At 69.0% G+C, this 19,782-nt stretch carries 18 protein-coding genes and 1 riboswitch; of the genes, 7 read left to right on the forward strand and 11 right to left on the reverse strand.

Annotated elements, in window-relative coordinates; genetic code table 11:
• Positions 1-8 precede the first annotated feature (8 nt).
• Together cydB and AB0I82_RS24040 are read right to left on the reverse strand one after the other, a co-directional pair.
• A complete protein-coding gene (gene cydB, locus AB0I82_RS24035; protein WP_363259407.1) occupies positions 9-1,010 on the reverse strand; it encodes a cytochrome d ubiquinol oxidase subunit II in 1,002 nt (333 codons plus the stop codon).
• A gap of 9 nt (positions 1,011-1,019) precedes the next feature.
• On the reverse strand, positions 1,020-2,528 hold the full coding sequence (locus AB0I82_RS24040; protein ID WP_363259408.1) for a cytochrome ubiquinol oxidase subunit I: 1,509 nt from the start codon (positions 2,526-2,528) through the stop codon (positions 1,020-1,022).
• Between the two features lie 300 nt (positions 2,529-2,828).
• On the opposite strand from AB0I82_RS24040, the gene AB0I82_RS24045 reads away from it, so the two are divergent.
• Positions 2,829-3,197 carry a cyclophilin-like fold protein gene (locus AB0I82_RS24045; RefSeq protein WP_363259409.1) on the forward strand — a complete coding sequence of 123 codons (369 nt, stop codon included), beginning with the start codon at positions 2,829-2,831 and terminating at the stop codon, positions 3,195-3,197.
• A gap of 69 nt (positions 3,198-3,266) precedes the next feature.
• On the opposite strand, the gene hisC is transcribed toward AB0I82_RS24045, so the two are convergent.
• Positions 3,267-4,346: a histidinol-phosphate transaminase gene (gene hisC, locus AB0I82_RS24050; RefSeq protein ID WP_363259410.1), complete on the reverse strand. Its 1,080-nt coding sequence runs from the start codon at positions 4,344-4,346 to the stop codon at positions 3,267-3,269.
• 426 nt (positions 4,347-4,772) lie between these two features.
• Here hisC and AB0I82_RS24055 point away from each other — a divergent pair, with 426 nt between their 5' ends.
• The 3 genes from AB0I82_RS24055 to AB0I82_RS24065 all read left to right on the forward strand — a co-directional run bounded on the left by AB0I82_RS24055 (position 4,773) and on the right by AB0I82_RS24065 (position 8,538).
• On the forward strand, positions 4,773-5,873 hold the full coding sequence (locus AB0I82_RS24055) for a LacI family DNA-binding transcriptional regulator (protein ID WP_363259411.1): 1,101 nt from the start codon (positions 4,773-4,775) through the stop codon (positions 5,871-5,873).
• Positions 5,874-6,122: 249 nt separating this feature from the next.
• Positions 6,123-7,364, forward strand: a complete 1,242-nt coding sequence (locus AB0I82_RS24060) for a metallophosphoesterase (RefSeq protein ID WP_363259412.1) — start codon at positions 6,123-6,125, stop codon at positions 7,362-7,364.
• A 208-nt stretch (positions 7,365-7,572) separates the two neighbouring features.
• A complete protein-coding gene (locus AB0I82_RS24065; protein ID WP_363259414.1) occupies positions 7,573-8,538 on the forward strand; it encodes a hypothetical protein in 966 nt (321 codons plus the stop codon).
• A gap of 69 nt (positions 8,539-8,607) precedes the next feature.
• On the opposite strand, the gene AB0I82_RS24070 is transcribed toward AB0I82_RS24065, so the two are convergent.
• From AB0I82_RS24070 to AB0I82_RS24080, 3 genes are all read right to left on the reverse strand, one after another.
• Positions 8,608-8,739: a hypothetical protein gene (locus tag AB0I82_RS24070; RefSeq protein ID WP_363259415.1), complete on the reverse strand. Its 132-nt coding sequence runs from the start codon at positions 8,737-8,739 to the stop codon at positions 8,608-8,610.
• Positions 8,740-8,922: 183 nt separating this feature from the next.
• Positions 8,923-10,374, reverse strand: a complete 1,452-nt coding sequence (locus AB0I82_RS24075) for a sugar porter family MFS transporter (RefSeq protein ID WP_363259416.1) — start codon at positions 10,372-10,374, stop codon at positions 8,923-8,925.
• 454 nt (positions 10,375-10,828) lie between these two features.
• A complete protein-coding gene (locus tag AB0I82_RS24080; RefSeq protein WP_363259417.1) occupies positions 10,829-11,899 on the reverse strand; it encodes a LacI family DNA-binding transcriptional regulator in 1,071 nt (356 codons plus the stop codon).
• Positions 11,900-12,048: 149 nt separating this feature from the next.
• Here AB0I82_RS24080 and AB0I82_RS24085 point away from each other — a divergent pair, with 149 nt between their 5' ends.
• The gene (locus tag AB0I82_RS24085; protein WP_363259418.1) at positions 12,049-13,113 is read left to right on the forward strand and encodes a Gfo/Idh/MocA family oxidoreductase; all 1,065 of its coding nucleotides are present in this window, start codon (positions 12,049-12,051) and stop codon (positions 13,111-13,113) included.
• Positions 13,110-13,892: a TIM barrel protein gene (locus AB0I82_RS24090; RefSeq protein ID WP_363259419.1), complete on the forward strand. Its 783-nt coding sequence runs from the start codon at positions 13,110-13,112 to the stop codon at positions 13,890-13,892. The genes AB0I82_RS24085 and AB0I82_RS24090 overlap by 4 nt, the downstream gene beginning before the upstream one ends.
• Positions 13,893-13,981: 89 nt before the next feature.
• On the opposite strand, the gene thiC is transcribed toward AB0I82_RS24090, so the two are convergent.
• Complete coding sequence (gene thiC / locus AB0I82_RS24095) at positions 13,982-15,760, reverse strand: phosphomethylpyrimidine synthase ThiC (RefSeq protein WP_363259420.1); 1,779 nt, start codon at positions 15,758-15,760, stop codon at positions 13,982-13,984.
• Positions 15,754-15,907: riboswitch (TPP riboswitch) on the reverse strand. (Overlaps the previous gene by 7 nt.)
• 70 nt (positions 15,908-15,977) lie before the next feature.
• Here thiC and AB0I82_RS24100 point away from each other — a divergent pair.
• A complete protein-coding gene (locus AB0I82_RS24100; protein WP_363259421.1) occupies positions 15,978-17,351 on the forward strand; it encodes a YibE/F family protein in 1,374 nt (457 codons plus the stop codon).
• Between the two features lie 17 nt (positions 17,352-17,368).
• On the opposite strand, the gene AB0I82_RS24105 is transcribed toward AB0I82_RS24100, so the two are convergent.
• The 4 genes from AB0I82_RS24105 to AB0I82_RS24120 form a co-directional block, all read right to left on the reverse strand.
• On the reverse strand, positions 17,369-17,794 hold the full coding sequence (locus AB0I82_RS24105) for an SsgA family sporulation/cell division regulator (protein WP_363259422.1): 426 nt from the start codon (positions 17,792-17,794) through the stop codon (positions 17,369-17,371).
• 105 nt (positions 17,795-17,899) lie between these two features.
• A complete protein-coding gene (locus AB0I82_RS24110; RefSeq protein ID WP_363259424.1) occupies positions 17,900-18,676 on the reverse strand; it encodes an IclR family transcriptional regulator C-terminal domain-containing protein in 777 nt (258 codons plus the stop codon).
• 338 nt (positions 18,677-19,014) lie between these two features.
• Complete coding sequence (locus AB0I82_RS24115; RefSeq protein WP_363259652.1) at positions 19,015-19,236, reverse strand: DUF5326 family protein; 222 nt, start codon at positions 19,234-19,236, stop codon at positions 19,015-19,017.
• A gap of 225 nt (positions 19,237-19,461) precedes the next feature.
• A complete protein-coding gene (locus AB0I82_RS24120) occupies positions 19,462-19,779 on the reverse strand; it encodes a cupin domain-containing protein (RefSeq protein WP_030259591.1) in 318 nt (105 codons plus the stop codon).
• Positions 19,780-19,782: the final 3 nt, after the last annotated feature.

Below are 19,782 nucleotides of genomic sequence, written 5' to 3' on the forward strand. Positions count from 1 at the left end.
GAAGGGGATCAGTGCGCGTCGGCGATGTGCTGCGTGCCGATGCGCTTGCGGAACACCCAGTACGTCCAGCCCTGGTAGAGCATCACGAGCGGGGCCGCGATGGCCGCGCACCAGGTCATGATCTTCAGGGTGTACGGGCTGGACGCGGAGTTGCTGACCGTGAGGTTCCAGCTCTCGTTGAGCGAGGACGGCATGACGTTCGGGAAGAGCGTCAGGAACAGCATCACGACCAGGGCCGCGATGGTGACGCCGGAGAAGGCGAAGGACCAGCCCTCCCGCCCGAACATGTTCGCCACCAGCGCGGCGAGCAGCGCGACCCCCGCCACGACCAGCGCGACCACGCTCTTGCCGTTGCCCGTGTCGATCTGCGTCCAGACCATGAAGGCGAGCGCCAGCCCCATGGCGGTCATGCCGAGGAACGAGGCCGTGACACGCGCCCGTTCCCGGATGTCGCCCACCGTCTTCAGCGAGGCGAAGACCGCGCCGTGGAAGGTGAACAGCGCCAGCATGGCCAGGCCGCCGAGGAGCGCGTACGGGTTCAGCAGGTCGAGCAGGGACCCGGCGTAGTTCTTGTCGGCGTCGATCTTCACGCCGCCGACGATGTTGCCGAAGACCACGCCCCACAGCACCGGCGGGAGCAGCGAGGTCCAGAAGATCGCGTTCTCCCAGTTGTTCTGCCAGCGCTCCTCGTCCCGCTTGTGGCGGTACTCGAAGGCCACACCGCGCACGATGAGGCAGAGCAGGATCAGCAGCATCGGCAGGTAGAAGCCCGAGAAGAGCGTGGCGTACCACTCGGGGAAGGCCGCGAAGGTCGCGCCCGCCGCGGTGATCAGCCAGACCTCGTTGCCGTCCCAGACCGGGCCGATGGTGTTGATGAGGACCCGCCGCTCGCGCCGGTCACGGGCGAGCAGCTTGGTGAGCACGCCGATCCCGAAGTCGAACCCTTCGAGGAAGAAGTACCCGACCCACAGGAAGGCGATGAGGACGAACCAGACGTCGTGAAGGTGCACAGCTGCTCCCTAGTACGAGAAGGCCATGGGCCGGTCGGCATCGCTGTCGTTGCCGCCGATCTTCGTGGGCGGGTTGAGGTCGGACTCCGACAGCTCCTGCGGTCCGGCCTTGACGTACTTGACGAGCAGCCTGACCTCGACCCAGGCGAGGATCGCGTACAGCGCGGTGAAGACGGCCATCGAGGTGATCACCTCGCCCTGCGAGACGCCGGGGGAGACCGCGTCGGAGGTGCGCAGCACGCCGTAGACGACCCAGGGCTGACGGCCCATCTCGGTGAAGATCCAGCCCCAGGAGCTCGCGATCAGCGGGAAGCCGATAGTGACCACGGCGAGCCGCCAGGCCCACTTGGACAGCCCGTCCCCGAGCGCCTTGTCCTTGGTGAGCGCGAGGTGCGGTACCTCCTCGTCGCCCGTCCGCAGTCGTTGCGAGAGCCAGAACTTCTTGCGGGTGAGCCAGAGGCCGGCCACGCCGAGGGCGAAGGAGGTCATACCGAAGCCGATCATCCAGCGGAAGCCCCAGTAGGCGACCGGGATGTTGGGCCGGTAGTCCCCGGGCCCGTACTTCTCCTGCTCGGCCTTGTTCACGTCGTTGATGCCGGGCACGTGCGAGGAGAAGTCGTCGTGGGCGAGGAACGAGAGCAGGCCGGGTATCTCCACCTCGACGGTGTTGTGGCCCTTGGACACGTCCCCGTAGGCGAAGACCGAGAAGGGCGCGGGTGCCTGCCCGTCCCACAGCGCCTCGGCCGAGGCCATCTTCATCGGCTGCTGCTGGAACATGACCTTGCCCAGCAGGTCGCCGCTGACGGCGGTGAGCAGGCCGGACACGACCAGCGTCACCAGGCCGAGGCGGAGCGAGGTCCGCATGACCTTGACGTGCTTCTTGCGCAGCAGGTGGTACGCGGCAATGCCGACGATGAAGGCGCCGCCCGCGAGGAAGGCCGCCGTGAGGGTGTGGAAGACGACGACCAGGGTGGTGTCCTGCGTCAGCACCTTCCAGAAGTCGGTCAGCTCCGCGCGCCCGGTGGCCTTGTTCAGCTTGTAGCCGGTGGGGTGCTGCATCCAGGAGTTGGCCGCGAGGATGAAGTACGCCGACAGGATCGTGCCGATCGAGACCATCCACATGCAGAAGCAGTGGATCTTCTTGGGCAGCTTGTCCCAGCCGAAGATCCACAGGCCGATGAAGGTGGACTCGAAGAAGAACGCGATGAGGGCTTCGAACGCGAGCGGGGCGCCGAAGACATCACCGACGAAGCGCGAGTAGTCGGACCAGTTCATGCCGAACTGGAACTCCTGGACGATGCCGGTGACGACACCCATCGCGATGTTGATCAGAAAGAGCTTGCCCCAGAACTTCGTCGCCTTGAGGTACTGCTCCTTGCCCGTGCGGACCCATGCCGTCTCCAGTCCGGCCACCAGGGCGGCGAGAGAGATCGTCAGGGGCACGAAGAGGAAGTGATAGACGGTCGTGATGCCGAATTGCCATCGCGCCAAGGTCTCTGGCGCCAACGCCAGTTCCACGTCGATGTCTCCTTACGGTCGCCGTTCCCGCCACACCTCCTGTCCCTTTTGTCCTGCATAAAGAGGGACAAAAGCGGAGGTGCTTGTGAACGCGTTCACATTCACAAGCAATTATCTCCCATGGGTTTTCGTTCAATCGATCGGGGGTGCGTGACCGCGGTCACGTGGTTTTCCGTGGTGCGGAAAACCTTGTTACGGCCTGCCGAGCGGCCGCGGGACGGGCTGTTAGTGAACGTGTACACGCCGTTTTTCGTCGACGCCTCTTCCGCCCAGCTTCAACATATTGTTGAATTTGGCGCCATGCAGATACGCATCTCATGGCCCGCAGGTCACCTGACCGCCACCCTGGAGGACACGCCGACCACCACCGCCCTGGAGGCCGCGCTGCCGCTCGCCTCCACCGCCCGCACCTGGGGCGAGGAGGTCTACTTCGCCACCCCCGTCTCCCCCGCGCTGGAGGCCGGCGCCCAGCAGGTCGTCGAACCGGGCACCGTCGCGTTCTGGACCGACGGCGACGCGCTGGCCCTGCCGTACGGCCCCACGCCCATCTCCCACGGGGACGAGTCCCGGCTCGCGTCCCCCTGCAACATCCTCGGCCGCGTCGACGGCGACCCGCGCCGCCTCGCCACCGTCCGCGACGGCGACCCCATCCGGGTGGAACGCGCCTGACGCACGCAAAAGCGGGGTGGCCGCGGACCACAAGGACCGCGGCCACCCCGCCGCACTCACACCCGCCGGTCACAGCTCCTTGCGGAATGCCTCCGCCGTCTGCAGGAAGATGTCGTTGCCCTCGGTCTCGCCGATCGAGACCCGCACGCCCTCGCCGGGGAACGGCCGCACCACGGCGCCCGCCTCTTCGCACGCCCGCGCGAAGTCCACGGTGCGCTCCCCCAGCCGCAGCCACACGAAGTTGGCCTGCGACTCCGGCACGGTCCAGCCCTGAGCGGTAAGCGCCTCGGCCACCCGGGTCCGCTCGGCCACCAGCGCGTCCACCCGCTCCAGCAGCGCGTCCTCGCTGCGCAGCGAGGCGACCGCCGCGTCCTGCGCGAGCTGGCTCACGCCGAAGGGCACCGCCGTCTTGCGCAGCGCCGCCGCGACCGGCTCGTGCGCCACCGCGAAGCCCACCCGCAGCCCGGCGAGCCCGTACGCCTTGGAGAAGGTGCGCAGCACGCAGACGTTCGGGCGGTCGCGGTAGAGCTCGATGCCGTCCGGCACGTCGGCGTCGCGGATGAACTCGCGGTACGCCTCGTCCAGCACGATCAGTACGTCCGAGGGCACCGCGTCCAGGAAGCGCTCCAGCTCGGCGCGGCGCACCACGGTGCCGGTGGGGTTGTTCGGGTTGCACACGAAGATCAGCCGGGTCCGCTCGGTGACGGCCGCGAGCATCGCGTCCAGGTCGTGCACCTCACCCGCGTCCAGCGGGACCTGCACGGACGTGGCGCCGGAGATCTGGGTGATGATCGGGTACGCCTCGAAGGAGCGCCAGGCGTAGATCACCTCGTCGCCCGGCCCGGCCGTCGCCTGGATCAGCTGCTGGGCCACGCCCACCGAGCCGGTGCCGGTCGCCAGGTGCTCGGCCGGCACGCCGAACCGCTCCGACAGCTCCGCCATCAGCCCGGTGCAGGCCATGTCCGGGTACCGGTTGAAGGCGCCGGCGGCGGTCACCGCGGTCTCCAGCACGCCGGGCAGCGGCGGATAGGGGTTCTCGTTGGAGGACAGTTTGTACGCCACCGGGCCATCCGCGGCGGCCGGCTTCCCGGGCTTGTAGGTGGGGACGCCGTCCAGCGCCGCACGCAGCTTCGGGGTCTTCTCGCTCACCGCAGGTCCTCCTCGACCGTCCCGCTCGTCACCAATACTGCACACCTTATGAGGATTGAGCCGTGCGGCGTAGGGTCCGCCGCCCTCCGGTCCCTCCGGGAGCTCGTACGGGCATGCGCATGTCATATACCGGCGCCATGCCCCAGCTCAGGGCGCAGGGCCTTTGCGGAGCGCCTCCCCCTGTGTCACGCGCCGGTGGCTCGCGCCGTGGCGCGCGTCACCCGTGAAGGTGACTTGAGACCTCTTCGATACCTGGCGCAATCTGCAGGTCAAGCCCGACGATCACCGGCCAGAACCACGTCCTGACCCCCAACCTCCTTTCATTCCAAGGAGGTTGACGGCCTTTCGGCATGCAGAAACGTGCCTTTCGCCTGCGCATAAGGGAGCCCCGCGATGGCCCCCTCCGAGCCCTACTATCGGCTCGCCATGACAGCAGCAGGGAAGCACCAGGTGAGCCGGTCGACCGGACGCCGGTTGGGGCGGGCAGGCATCCGGGACGTGGCCGCCGCAGCCGGTGTCTCCATCACGACTGTCTCCGACGCGCTCAACGGCAAGGGCCGGCTTCCGGACGCCACCCGTCGCCACGTCCGCGAGGTCGCCGACCGGTTGGGCTACCGCCCCTCCGCCGCCGCCCGCACGCTCCGTACCGGCAAGTCCGGCCTGATCGGGCTGACCGTCACCACGTACGGGGATGAACCTTTCACCTTCACCGAGTTCGCGTACTTCGCCGAGATGGCGCGCGCCGCCACCTCCGCCGCGCTGGCCCGTGGCTACGCCCTGGTCATCCTCCCCGCGACCTCCCGCCACGACGTCTGGTCCAACGTCGCCCTGGACGGCACGGTCGTCATCGACCCGGCCGACGGCGATCCCGTCGTCACCGAGCTCGTCCGGCACGGCATCCCCGTCGTCTCCGACGGCCGCCCCGGCGGCACCCTCCCCGTCACCGGCTGGGTCGACAACGACCACGAGGCAGCCGTCATCGGCCTCCTGGAGCACCTCGCCGACGCCGGCGCCCGCCGCATCGGCCTCCTCACGGGCACCACCACCGACACCTACACCCGCCTGTCCACCACCGCGTACCTCCGCTGGTGCGAGCGGGTCGGCCAGGACCCGGTGTACGAGTCCTACCCGGCGCACGACCCGTGCGCGGGCGCCGTCGCCGCCGACCGGCTGCTGGCCCGCCCGGACCGCCCGGACGCCGTCTACGGCCTCTTCGACCCGAACGGCACCGACCTGCTCGCCGCCGCCCGCCGGTACGGCCTCCGGGTCCCCGACGATCTCCTGCTGGTGTGCTGCAGCGAGTCCACGGTCTACGCCACGACCGAGCCCCCCATCACGACCCTCTCTCTCAAGCCCCGGCGCATCGGCACCGCCGTCGTCCAGCTGCTCATCGACGCCATCGAGGGGCTCGACAGCGGACGCCCGGTCGAGCAGGTAATACCGACCGACCTGATCGTGCGCACCTCCTCTCAACGGAGGTCCCCACGTACGACGGTCAGCCCACCGCGCGGCCCGTCCGGCGACTGAGCGTTCCGCCGGACGGCCATGGCCGCGCAGGGAAAAAGAGGGCGAAGCCGGGAGAAAATAGCAGGGAACGCCGGGCTCCGAACGATTGACCACCCCCGGGTGCGTCACAACCTGCGAGCGGCATTCCTATGATGGGCGCACGACACCACGGACCGCCGTCGACCAGGCAAGGTCCGCGAGGTGCACGGCGGCGCGACGGTGGAGGGGTCGATGACTCAGGGGGCCGGTCTGGGACCCATGGTGCGGACCATGGCAGCACAACCTCCTGCGCCCGTTCCTCCTGGAACTCCCGGGGCCGCACTGGACGGTCGCCCGCAGGACCCGTACGCCGCCGATGGCGCGTACGCACCGCAGGAGGGATACGTCCCGCAGGACGGTTACGGCCTGCCATCCGGCCAAGTCCCCCAGGACCTGGCCGTTCCCCAGGAGATGCCCGTTTTCCAGGAGCACCTGGCCCCGGAGGTCCGCGTACGGACCAGGACCCGGCCGTACGCGCGCCTCACGTACGGCACCGGCCCGCAGGCCACGCTGCCGCAGGACGAGCTGCCCGCCGACTACACCCCCACCGAGCGCGACATCCCGGTCGTCGGCCCGAACGGCGCCCCGACCGCGTATACGGACACGCTCGTCGACCAGCCCATGGTGGAGCTCCAGCAGGTCGGCGAGGGCGAGCCCGGCGGCCCGCTGTACGTCGTCGGCGACGTGCACGGTTACTACGACGAGCTGCGCGCGGCGCTGTTCACCGAGGGGCTGATCGACGCCGAGGGCCACTGGGCGGCGGGCAACACCCGGCTGTGGTTCCTCGGCGACTTCACCGACCGCGGCCCCGACGGCATCGGCGTCATCGACCTGGTCATGCAGCTGTCCGCCGAGGCCGCCGCGGCCGGCGGCTACTGCAAGGCCCTCATGGGCAACCACGAACTGCTCCTGCTCGGCGCCAAGCGGTTCGGTGACACCCCCGTGCAGTCCGGCGCGGGCACCGCCTCCTTCCAGGCCGCCTGGCTGCTCAACGGCGGCCAGAAGACCGACATGGACCGCCTCCAGGACCACCACCTGCAGTGGATGGCCCGGCTGGACGCCGTCACGCAGGAGGACGGCCACCTCCTCGTGCACTCCGACACCACCGCGTACCTCGACTACGGCGACTCCATCGAGGCCGTCAACGACGCCGTCCACGAGGTCCTCACCCGCAGCGACGCCAACGAGGTCTGGGACCTCTTCCGCAAGCTCACCAAGCGCTTCGCCTTCCGCGACGAGTCCGGGCCGCAGGCCGTGCGCGAACTGCTCGCCACGTACGGCGGCGAGCGCATCGTCCACGGTCACAGCCCCATCCCGTACCTCCTCGGCGAGGTCGGCACCGAGGACGGCGAGGGCGAGGACCCCATCGTCGAAGAGCCGCACGTGTACGCCGACGGGCTCGCGGTCGCCATGGACGGCGGCGTCACGATGGCCGGAAAGCTGCTCGTCGTTCAACTCCCCCTGACTGTCTGACCCGTATCGGGGCAGGGGTACCACAGGCCGGCGGCGGGACGTGCCGGGCGGTCGGGGGGCTTGTCACGGGCGGAGCGAATTTCCGAAATCCTCTGTCACGCCGTGCTGGAGGCGCTCTACCATCGGTCTATCCGTAGCAGGCTCTCCTCCGTTTCCCGCCAACTGCCCGGCCCACGCCGGCCCGTACGGCCCTACGGAGCATCGGGGGATGCACATGAACAGCAGCGCTCCGCACCTGCTGAACGAGGACCGCGAGGAATTCCGGCGGGCCCTCGACGAGGCACTGCGCACCGCGGCCGACCGCCCGGATCTCGCCGCGACGGGCATGCGCCTCAACACCGAGCAGCTGCGCACCATGGCGCTCAGCGCCACGACCGCCATCGCCGCGTGCGCGACGGCCGAGTACCAGCATTACGTCGCGCTCCGCGCGGAGTTGCGTGCGCCCGCCGCCGCGCGCCCGGCCACGGCCGGTGGTGAAGCGGGCGAGGGCGGCGGTGACGGCGCGGGCGGTACCGGCGTCGGCTTCGCCACGATGGGCGAGGTCTCCGAGGCCACCGGCGCCGGACTGGCCGCCATGGTCACGGTCCTCGCGCCCGTCCTGGCCGGCATCGCCGCGGTCCTCTTCCTCCTCATCGGCTACGTCCTGCACACCGTCAGCCCCGACGAGCCCCTGGCCCAGCCGCTGATCAGCGTCGGCTGGGTCTTCGCGGCCCTGACCGCGGCGACGATCCTCATCGCGATGGGCGGCCTGGTGGTCACCGCGCTCCGGAACGGCGCCACGTCCCTGCGCGCCTCCCACCCCACGGAACTGGCCCAGGAGGTCGAACGGGCAAAGGCCCGCTGGCTCCAGGCCCTCCAGGAACGCGGCCTGAAGCCCTTCCTCCTGGAAGCCCTGACGGCTCCGGAGCCGCCTCCGGAGCCGGACGTCCGGAAAAAGGAGAAGGGCCCGACGGTCCCCGCGAGCACGGCGGCACCCGCCGAAGCGAGCACGGTGGCACCCGCCGAACCGACGGTCGCGGACACCCCGGACAGCGGCCGGATGCCCACCCTCGGCTACACCCACCCGCGCTTCTCGGGCCCCGAGGACGACCACCGCACCACCACCCGCCCCCGCTTCACCAGCCCGGACTTCACCAGCCCGGACTACGGGGGACCGGATCATCAGCCGGAGTAATTCCGCATGACGAGGAGGCCCCGGGCATTCCCGGAGCCTCCTCGTCATGTGTTCAGATCGTGCCGGCGGTCAGTCCGCGATCGGCAAGTACACCCGGTTGCCCGCTGCCGCGAATTCCTTGGACTTCTCGGCCATACCGGCCTCGGGGTCCACGGCCAGGTCGCCGCCGTGTTCGCGGCGGATGTCCTGGGAGATCTTCATGGATGTGAGGTGCAGGGCACATGAGGCATCGCCTGATCCATCGCGACCTGCCATGGAGCGGTGCTTCACCCCTCGGATCGGCCGCTGTGCCCCGCCGCCCACACCAGCAGGAGGCCGATGCTGCGGCGAGCGCCCCGTACAACGTGGGCGCCAGCGCCCGGTCCGCCGGCCGGCCGGCCAGGCCTAGCCCACGTGGCCGACCCTTCCAAGGTCGTAGGCCGCACCGCTGGTGACGTCCTCCTCCAGCTTCTCCAGCGACACTCCGCGGGTCTCAGGCACCTGGGTGACGACGAAGATCAGCGCGACCACACCGATGCCGGCGAACAGATAGAACACCCCGGTCATACCGATCCCTGCGACCAGCGACGGGAAGAACAGGGCGAGCAGGGCGTTCATGAGCCACCCGAAGAACACGGCGACGCCGATCCCCAGGCCGCGCATGTGCAGCGGGAAGATCTCCGCCAGCCACACCCATACCGCAACGTTGAGGAATGACTGCATCGAGAAGACGAACGCCACGACGAGGAACAGGAGGACATACGGGCGCAGCGGGCTCCCGACCGGCAGCAGCATCGAAGCAGTGCCGATGAGGACATGGCAGGTCGTGGTCAGCGAGAGGCCGATGGCGAAGGTCTTGCGCCGGTCGATCCTGTCCATGTTGTGGAGCGCGATCACGCCACCGATGACGGCGAAGACGCCCGAGGCGATGTTGGCGATGAGTGCCGCGCCTGCGGTGAATCCTGCCTCGATCAGCACCCGCTGGCCGTAGTACATAATCGAATTGATGCCGGTGAGCTGCTGGGTCATGGCGACCCCGATGCCGACGAGCACGATCCGGATCAGCCACTTGTTCGTCAGGATCGCCCCCACGCCGACCCGGTGCTCCTCCTTCGCTTCCGCGGCGACGCGCTCCACCTCGGCCAGTTCGGCGATGGCCCGCTCCTCTGAACGAACGGTTTTCAGTACCGCCAGAGCCCGGTCGTGGTGTCCCTTCTCGACCAGCCAGCGCGGCGACTCGGGCATCCGCAGCATGCCGACGAACAGGGCCACGGCAGGGAGCGCGCAGATGGAGAACATGATGCGCCAGACGCCGTCCAGATCGCCGAAGACGGTGCCGATGATCGCGTTCATCACGAACGCCGCGAGCTGGCCGGTCACGATCGCCAGCTCGTTCCGCCCGGTGATCGAGCCCCGGATCTCCACTGCGGCGAGCTCAGCGAGGTAGACCGGGACCACGGTCGATGCACCACCGACCGCGAGCCCGATCAGAATCCGCCCGGTCACGAGGACCCCGAAGCCCGGCGAGAACACCTCGAACAGTGTGCCGACGAAGAACAGCACCGCAAACAGGAGGATTGCCCTGCGGCGGCCCCATGCGTCGGAGACCTGCCCGCCGAGCAGTGCGCCCACCGCGGCGGCGAAGACCAGTGAGCTGATGACGATGCCCAGCGACAGATTGTCCAGCCCGAGCTCGATCTGCATCGGGTGCTCCGCACCGTTGCTCACACCGGTGTCGTAGCCGAACAGCAGGCCGCCGAAGCAGGCGACGATCGAGATGAGGCCCAACCGCTTGCGGTGCGGACCGGGAGTGAGCGGCGGAAGCGCGGATGCGCGCGTGCTTACGGGATGTGCCATGGGAGAACTCCTTCGTCCAAGCATCGGGGCGTCCCGCAGCTACGGGCCGGCGGGTAGACCAACCCACCCCTGCTCGGGGACTTGGTCATGAAGGGCAGCGCGCCGGCAGTCACGCCGATGCCGTATCCGAACCTCGGACCGTCCAGCGTGGTGACAGCGGCGATAGCGGTCATCGACCACCGGCCGGTGATCGGTGGCTCCGATGCGAGGGAAGCCGCTCCCGGAGTGAGGGCGCTCAGCATGGATGCTCCTCTCGGCGCATGCCCATAGCGGGCGGCATGTCTGATGGGGGATCGACCGCGGGCAGCGCAGGAGAAGCCGAGTGAGCGGCAAGGGTCCGAGCCCGCAGGCGGCAAGAACCGGTGCCGATAGGGAACTAGTACGTTCTAATTCATGTCAAGACATACGCACGAAATAATTCCGACGTCGGCGTGAAGTACTTCGACGGTGCGGTTCAGGAGGGGGCGGGTCCCGTGGTCGCGCGTTCCACCAAGCGCGGCGTGAGCACGATCTCCTGAGGTGAGCGGCCGGCGGCCAGGTCGAGCGCCGCGGCCACCGCGGTCTTCGCCAACTGCTCGGGGTTTTGCGAGACGGTGGTCATCTGCACGTGCGGTATCTTCGCCAGCCTCGAGTCGTCATAGCCGACGACGGAAATATCACCGGGCACGTCACGTCCGTGACGTGCGAGGACGTCCAGCACGCCGGTGGCGCAGCGGTCGTTGAACGCGATCACGGCGGTGGGGGGCGAGGGGCGGTCGAGCAGGTAGCGCATGCCTTCGGCGCCTGCGGTCTCGGTGAGACCACCGGCGATCACGTCGGCCGAGTCCTGGAGTCCGTGGCGCCCCATGGCTTCCAGGAAGCCCAGCCGACGGTCGGAACTGCCAGGGGCGCCGGCGCCGTCGATGTGGGCGATGCGCCGGTGTCCGAGCGCCACGAGGTGGTCGACGGCGAGCGCGATCCCCGCTGTGTCGTCACCGCGCACCACGGCCACGCCGGAGGCATCGGTGTGGCGGGCGACGACTACGGTCGGCACCCGGCGGGCCAGGCTCGTCAGCTCCTCGGGTTCCAGCCCGCTGCCCAGGAGGATCGCCGCCTCGCACCGCTCCCGAAGCAGGGCGTTGACGGACGTCATTTCGCTGCGACTGGGGGCCACCGCACTGATCACGGCTTCATAGCCGCGTTGCGCGGCGGCGGAGTAGACGTGTTCCACGAGGTCGCCGTGGAAGGGCTGCTGGAGCTCGAAGGAGACGCCGAGTACCCGGGAGCTGGACTGCCGGAGCTTGCGCGCACGCTGGTCGGGGACATAGCCCAGTTCGTCGGCGATCCGCATGATGCGCTGCCGGGTGGCCTCGCTGGCTCCCGGCACGCCGCGCATGACGATCGATACGAGTGCGGTGGACGTACCCGCCGCCCGGGCCACGTCGGCCATCGTCGGCCGGGTCCCGTTTCCGCGCTTGCCGCCGGTGGCCGACGTGCGGGGCGAGCGCTGCTCGGCTTCGGCGCGTGCCTCCTCGGGCTCGCCCACTTCCGCTGCTCCTACCTGCTCGAATCGTTGCGGACGCCCGCGCCGCCCCCGGCGGGTGCCGCCTGTGCCGAGCATATCCACCTCTTGACCCCATGCGGAGTGGGCTTTACGTTGTGCAACTAGAACGTACTAGTGATGTGGAGCACTCCATGACCGTCACCGATGTCAGCACCGGTCGTAGCGCCCGGCCCGCCTCGGACACCTTGCAACTGGCCACCATCGGGGCCGGCCGCATCGGCTCGAACCACGCGGAGATCGTTGCCCGGCATGTCCCCGGAGCCACGCTGGCTGCGATCAGCGACCCCGTCCCCGGAGCCGCCGAACGTCTCGCGACCGCACTCGACGTCCCGCTGGCCACCACCGACGTCGCGGAGGTACTCGACCGGGCCGACATCGACGGAGTGCTGATCACTGCGCCCGCTCGCGCACACACCGACCTGGTCGTGGCCGCGGCTACCGCCGGCAAGCACGTCTTCGTCGAGAAGCCGATGGCGGTCACCCTGGAGGATGCCGACCTCGCCATCGCCGCGGCCGAGGAAGCCGGCATCGTGCTCCAGGTCGGCTTCAACCGCCGGTTCGCCCCCGGCTTCGCCGCAGCCCGTGCCGCCATCGACGAACGTAAGGTCGGGGCTCCGCAGCTGCTGCGTTCACTGACCCGCGACCCGGGACCCTTCACCGCGGACCCCTCCCGCATTCCGCAGTGGACGATCTTCCTCGAAACCCTCATCCACGACTTCGACACCGTGTGCTGGCTCAACCCCGGTGCCACCCCCGTGCGCGTCCACGCCACCGCCGATGCGCTGGTTCGCCCCGACGCCAAGGCCGACGGCCACCTCGACACCGCCGTTGTGACCATTCGCTTCGACAACGGCGCCATCGCCACCACCGAGGCCTCCTTCTCCGCGCTCTACGGATACGACGTACGCGCCGAAGTCTTCGGCTCGGAGGGCATGGTGACCGCCGGCAACGGACGCCGCACCGACATGACCTACTACGGAGCCGACGGGATCCAGGCCGACACCGCCCGACGCGACACCGAGCTGCTGCGCGCGGCGTACACCGCCGAACTGAGGGCGTTCACCGACGCCATCTGTAACCAGTCCCCGGTACCGGTCACCGGGCACGACGCACGCCGGGCACTGTCCATCGCATTGGCCGCCATCCGCAGCATCAAGACCGCCTCCGCCGTCGACATCGCCGAGGTGACCAAGTGAGCAGCACTCCTTACACGCTGGCCGCCTGCGCCGAAATGCTCTACCTCGACCGGCCCTTCCCCGAGCGGGTCCGCCATATCGCCGAGCGTGGCTTCCAAGTGGAGGTCTGGGACTGGTCCGCCAAGGACATCGACGCCCTCACCGCCACCGGAGCCACTTTCTCCTCCATGACCGGCTACCTGGAGGGCAACCTCACCGAGCCCGACGGCATCGACGCTCTGCTCACCTCGGCCCGACAGTCCCTCGACGTGGCCAAGCGGCTCGACTGCCCGCGCCTGAACCTGCACGGCACCGGCCTGGACGGGAAGGGGCTCCCCGTCCGTCCCGTCGAAAACGTCACGCCCAGCATGTGGCCGGCGGCGCTCGACACGCTGCGCCGGGTGGCCGAGTTGGGGGAGGAGGCCGGCCGCGTCTTCACCCTCGAAAACCTCAACCTGGCCGTCGACCACCCGGGCACCCCCTTCGCCCGCGCCGCCGACACGCTCGCCCTCGTACAGGCCGTGAACAGCCCGTACCTGCGCATGAACCTCGACCTCTACCACGCTCAGATCGGCGAGGGAAACCTCATCGAACTGGTTCGCCAAGCCCTCCCCTACGTCGGCGAAATCCAGGTGGCCGACGTACCGGGTCGCTGTGAACCCGGCACCGGGGAGATCCACTACCCCGCCATCGCCGGGGAGCTTCGCAACCTCGGATACAACGGCACCGTCGCACTCGAAGGCTGGGCCCGCCACGACTCCGACGCCGCACTCGACGCCTTCCGCGCGGCATTCACCTGAAAACTCGCTTCACAGGGCCCATCACAAGCACGGCGCCCCCGAGTCCACGACGGGACCGGGGGCGTGTGTAGAACGGAAGGATCAGGAGGTCATTCCGCAAGGGGCAGGTAGACGCGGTTGCCCGCTGCCGCGAATTCCTTGGACTTCTCGGCCATGCCGGCCTCGGGGTCCACGGCCAGGTCGCCGCCGTGTTCGCGGCGGATGTCCTGGGAGATCTTCATGGAGCAGAACTTCGGGCCGCACATGGAGCAGAAGTGCGCCGTCTTGGCCGGTTCGGCCGGGAGCGTCTCGTCGTGGAAGGCGCGGGCCGTGTCCGGGTCGAGGGCCAGGTTGAACTGGTCTTCCCAGCGGAACTCGAAGCGGGCGTCGGAGAGGGCGTCGTCCCACTCCTGGGCGCCCGGGTGGCCCTTGGCCAGGTCGGCCGCGTGGGCCGCGATCTTGTACGTGATGACGCCGGTCTTCACGTCGTCGCGGTCCGGCAGGCCCAGGTGCTCCTTGGGCGTGACGTAGCAGAGCATCGCCGTGCCCCACCAGGCGATCATCGCGGCGCCGATGCCCGAGGTGATGTGGTCGTAGGCGGGAGCGATGTCGGTGGTGAGCGGACCCAGGGTGTAGAACGGCGCCTCCTCGCAGATCTCCTGCTGGAGGTCGATGTTCTCCTTGATCTTGTGCATCGGGACGTGGCCCGGGCCCTCGATCATGGTCTGCACGCCGCGCGACTTGGCGATGGTGTTGAGCTCGCCGAGCGTCTTCAGCTCCGCGAACTGGGCCTCGTCGTTGGCGTCCGCGATGGAGCCGGGGCGCAGGCCGTCACCGAGCGAGAACGTGACGTCGTACGAGGCGAGGATGTCGCAGAGCTCTTCGAAGTTCTCGTAGAGGAAGGACTCCTTGTGGTGCGCCAGACACCACGCCGCCATGATCGAGCCGCCGCGGGAGACGATGCCGGTCTTGCGGCGGGCGGTGAGCGGGACGTACCGCAGGAGCACACCGGCGTGGACCGTCATGTAGTCGACGCCCTGCTCGGCCTGCTCGATGACGGTGTCCTTGTAGATCTCCCAGGTGAGCTCCTCGGCCTTGCCGTCGACCTTCTCCAGGGCCTGGTAGAGGGGGACGGTGCCGATGGGAACGGGGGAGTTCCGCAGCACCCACTCGCGGGTGGTGTGGATGTTCCGGCCGGTGGAGAGGTCCATGACCGTGTCGGCGCCCCAGCGGGTCGCCCAGGTCATCTTCTCCACCTCCTCCTCGATGGAGGAGGTCACCGCGGAGTTGCCGATGTTGGCGTTGACCTTCACCAGGAAGTTCTTGCCGATGATCATCGGCTCGATCTCCGGGTGGTTGACGTTGGCCGGCAGTACCGCGCGACCCGCCGCGATTTCGTCCCGCACGAATTCGGGGCTGCACTTCTCGCGGACCGCGACGTACTCCATCTCCGCGGTGATCTCGCCGCGCTGGGCATACGCGAGCTGGGTGACGGCGCCGTCCCGACCGCGGCGCGGCTGCCGGGGCCGGCCCGGGAACACCGCGTCGAGGTTCTTCAGGCCGCCACGCGGCGAGGTGTGCTTGAGGCCGTCGTCCTCCGGGCGCATCGGCCGGCCCGCGTACTCCTCGGTGTCGCCGCGGGCGATGATCCAGTTCTCCCGCAGCGGCGCGAGGCCGCGGCGGACATCGGTTTCGATATTGGGGTCGGTGTACGGCCCTGACGTGTCGTAAAGCGTCACGTGCTCGCCGTTGGTGAGGTGCACTCGCCGGACCGGCACCTGGATGTCGGGGCGCGATCCGTCGATGTAGCCCTTGTGCCAGCCGATCTGCTGCGTCGTCTCGGCAGCGTCCTGGCCATTTTCGGGCGTGCGTGCATCCTGCAGAGTCATTAAGACCCACTCCCTACGCCGGCATTACCCGGTAACAGGTTCGGCGGTCGACGCAGCTCTTCCCGTGTCGGTGTTTCACGTGAAACACCGCTGGTACGGAATCAGCGCCCTCTCAGCCCGGTGCTCCGAGCTCCCGCGATTGCAAAGGTGCCACCACGGTAGCGGCCGATGCCGCGTGGTGACCAGGGGGCCCGGTGAGTTGTTGGATGATCGGGCGGTGACCCGCAACGAGCCCGAGCCCCAGCCGCACACTCATCCGCATGCACACGGCCACAGCCATGGCCACGGACCAGCCGCGCCCGTCTCGCGCCACCTGCGCAAGGTCATCGCCGCGGTACTGATCCCCTTCGCCCTGGCGGTGGGCGTCGGGCTGATCGCCCTCTGGCCCGGCGGCGCACCGCCGCACAAGCCCACGGGGGTCGGCTTCGACCAGGAGACCCAGTCCGCGCGGGTCGTCCAGCTGACGAAGGTGGACTGCGCCGACGTCAACGCACAGCAACAGCAGCAGATGGAGCAGCAACAGCCGCCGACGGGACCCGGCGGTGGCGCGCAGCAGCAGGCGCAGCGCTGTGAGCAGGCCACCATCGAGGTGACCACCGGCAAGGACACGGGGCACCGCTTCAAGACCGTGGTGACGCCGGATGCCTCGCGCCGCTACACCGAGGGCCAGGACGTCGTGGTGGCGTACGCGCCCAAGGCGCCCCGGGACCTGCAGTACTCGGTCACCGACGTGGACCGCACCTTCCCGATGTGGGTGCTCGCCGCGGTGTTCGCGCTGGCGGTGGTGGTCGTCGGGCGGCTGCGCGGGGTGCTGGCACTGGTCGCGCTGGCGGCGAGCTTCGCCGTCCTCACCGTGTTCATCCTGCCGGCCATCCTGCAGGGCTCGAATCCGCTGCTGGTGGCGGTGGTCGGGGGCAGCGCGATCATGCTCATCGCGCTGTACATGTGCCACGGCCTGACGGCCCGTACATCGGTCGCGGTGCTCGGCACGCTGGCGTCACTGCTGCTGATCGGGCTGCTGGGATCGGTGTTCATCGGCTGGGCACAGCTGACGGGCAACACGGACGACCAGACGGGACTGGTGCACAGCCTCTACCCGGGCATCGAGATCCGGGGTCTGCTGCTGGCGGGGATCATCATCGGGTCGCTGGGTGTACTGGACGACGTGACCGTGACCCAGACGGCGGCCGTGTGGGAGCTGCGGGACGCCGACCCGACGGCGAGCCGGCGGCAGATCTACGGGGCGGCGATGCGGATCGGGCGGGACCACATCGCGTCGGTGGTGAACACGCTGGTACTGGCGTACGCGGGCGCCGCGCTCCCACTGCTCCTGCTGTTCTCCATCGCCCGCAGCGGTGTCGGTACGGTCGCCGGCAGCGAAATGGTGGCCGAGGAGATCATCCGGACGCTCGTGGGCAGTATCGGGCTCGTCGTGTCCGTACCGCTGACCACGCTGCTGGCGGTACTGGTGGTCTCCGCCGACCGCGGCAGCCGGAGCGGTCCGCAGGAGGAAGACGGCCGGGCGGCCGGTCCGGGGCCCGGGCAGCCGGGCAGCAGGCGCGGTGGACGGGGCCGCCGCCGCAAGCGCTGACCGGGCCGGACCGGCGGTCAGCCCGCCCGTTGCGCGTTCGCGAAGATCCGGTCCAGCTCCGCGTCGAGCGTGCCGCAGATCTGCTCCTGGCCGAGCGGCACCAGCCGGTCCGTACGGTCCAGGAAAGCGACCAACGGAGCCGCGCCGACGCGGAAAAGCGCCTGCTCGGAGCCCACCTGCAGACTGACGAAGACATCACTGAGGTGCGCGCCCGAGACCGGCGCCACGTGAATGTCCCCTTCACCGGCCGGCCGACTCAGGCCGTCCAGGAGCAGTTCCCGGCTGAACGCCCAGGTCACCGGGGCATCGCCCGGGAGATCGAACGTGAAGCGCACGGCATAGGGATCGGCGCTGTCGAAATCGAGCTCCACCGGAATCCGGAAGGCGAGTTCCTCGGAGACGATGAAGCTCATCATCACTTCTGCCTGCACTGTTTGGCTCATCAACCACTGCCCCGCACTACTTGATCGAAGTGGCCGGTAATGATCCGCCGACCGCTATTGACGCCATCGTCGACGAGTTGCCGACAGATCACAAGGAGTAATTTTTCAGATACTGATAGAGAAGGCCAGCGTCATAAGGGTCGACTCCGCCATCCTCTGCACCTTTTCGGTTACCGCCAGCAGTCTCTCCGCCTCACCTGCGGGGAGAGAAATCGCCACGGTCGCCGCCGCCGAACCAACTCGAATGGGAATTGCCGCACACACCGTACCGACGGCATATTCCTCGCGTTCGACGGCGAGTTGGGCCTTACGCACCGTGTTCAGCCGGTGCAGCAGTTCACCCTCCGTCCGTACGGAATGGGCCGTGAGCGACTGCACTTGATACCGGGAAAGATGATCTTTCCGCTCCTCCTCGTCGAGTTGGGCCAGCAGGCACTGGCCGATCGCGTGCGCGTGAGCGGTCGTACGAAAGTCCGCCCATTCCTCGACCGGCGGCCGCTCCGGATCGTCGCTCACCGCGACCACCTCCACCTCGCCCGCGTGATACACCGCGAAATACAGCGCGGCGCCGACTTCTTGGCCGATCGCCGACAGCGCCTGCGCGATCCGGGAGTAGCGCCGGCGGCGGGCCCCGCACCGGCCGATGAGCTCGGCGGCCTCGCCGAGGAGGAACACGCCGTTCTCGCGCTGGAGATATCCCTCGTGGGTCAGGGTGCGCAGCAGGTGGTACGTGGTCGGGAGGGGATAACCGGTCTCCCTGGCCAGCTGTTTGGCGGGGGCGCCGCGGGGGTGGCCGGCCACCGCTTCGAGGAGGCGCAGCGCCCGCTGGACGGAGCCGATCAGCGTCGGGGAAGTCGTGGATGCGTCGTTCGCCGTGGCCAAGACCAACCCCCAGGACAGGTCGCCGGGGTGCCGACCCCGGGCTCGGGCCCCGCGCCCGTGCCGCGTGCGCTTTCCGGGCACCGTCCGTGTCGCCCGGACCGGCCGGACGGTCCGGAACGTCGGCATCCGGAAGATGCCCCGCGTCGGCACTCTAACGTGAGCGCTGCGGACGGCAGGTCGATTAGCTTGCGAATTACCTCAGGCGGCGCATTTCTTGACTCGGCCCGAAGCCCGTCCGCCGCGAGCGCCCCGGACACCAGTTCGCAGGGGACAAACAAAGGGCGTCCCGTACCCCTGCGGGGGAACGGGACGCCCGGCAATTCCGCGCTGCCGCGAACTCACCACTCGCCGCGTGACGAGGACGACGATCCGGTGAACCTGCGCACGAGGTAGACCACGCCCGCGATCAGTGCCACCGCCAGCAGGATCTTGAAGAGCAGCCCGATGAGGAAGCCCACCACGCTGCCGATCAGCCCGCCGAAGACGACCAGCAGGATGACGGGCACCGCGACCCACTTCACCCACCACGGGAGTCCCGCGAAAATCTCCTTCACGGCCATTTCTCTGCCCTGCTTTCTGGTCGTCGCCCGGTACTCGCCCGGCCCGCCCGGCTCCTGTCCGATCCCGCCCTGCACCATCGATGCTAGGGCGCCGACCGGCCACATTGGGGCCCCACGGCCCCGGCTGTCCCCTGACCCTTCCCCTACGGGTACGGAAGGCCCGGCTCGGCTGCCGGGAGGAGGCCGACCGGCCGGGCCCACTCGCTCACCGGTCGGCCCACCGGCTCAGCCTTCCGGCGGCGAGAAGATCACCATGACCCGCAGATCCTCGGTGATGTGGTGGAACTTGTGCGGCACCCCGGCCGGTACGTACACCACGCTGCCCCGCGCGACCTGCGTCGTCTCCATCCCCACCGTGATCGACGCGCGCCCGCTCACCACCAGGTACACCTCGTCCTGCTGGTGCGGCGCCTGCGGATCGCTGCTGCCGGCGTCCAGTGCGTACAGCCCGGCCGACATGTTCCGCTCCCGAAGGAACTGCAGATACGCACCGTCGTTGGCGGCCCGTTCCGCCTCCAGCTCCTCCAGCCTGAACGCCTTCATCAC

Origin of the sequence: Streptomyces sp. NPDC050315 (assembly GCF_040655775.1) — a bacterium.
In the GTDB taxonomy this organism is placed as follows: domain Bacteria; phylum Actinomycetota; class Actinomycetes; order Streptomycetales; family Streptomycetaceae; genus Streptomyces.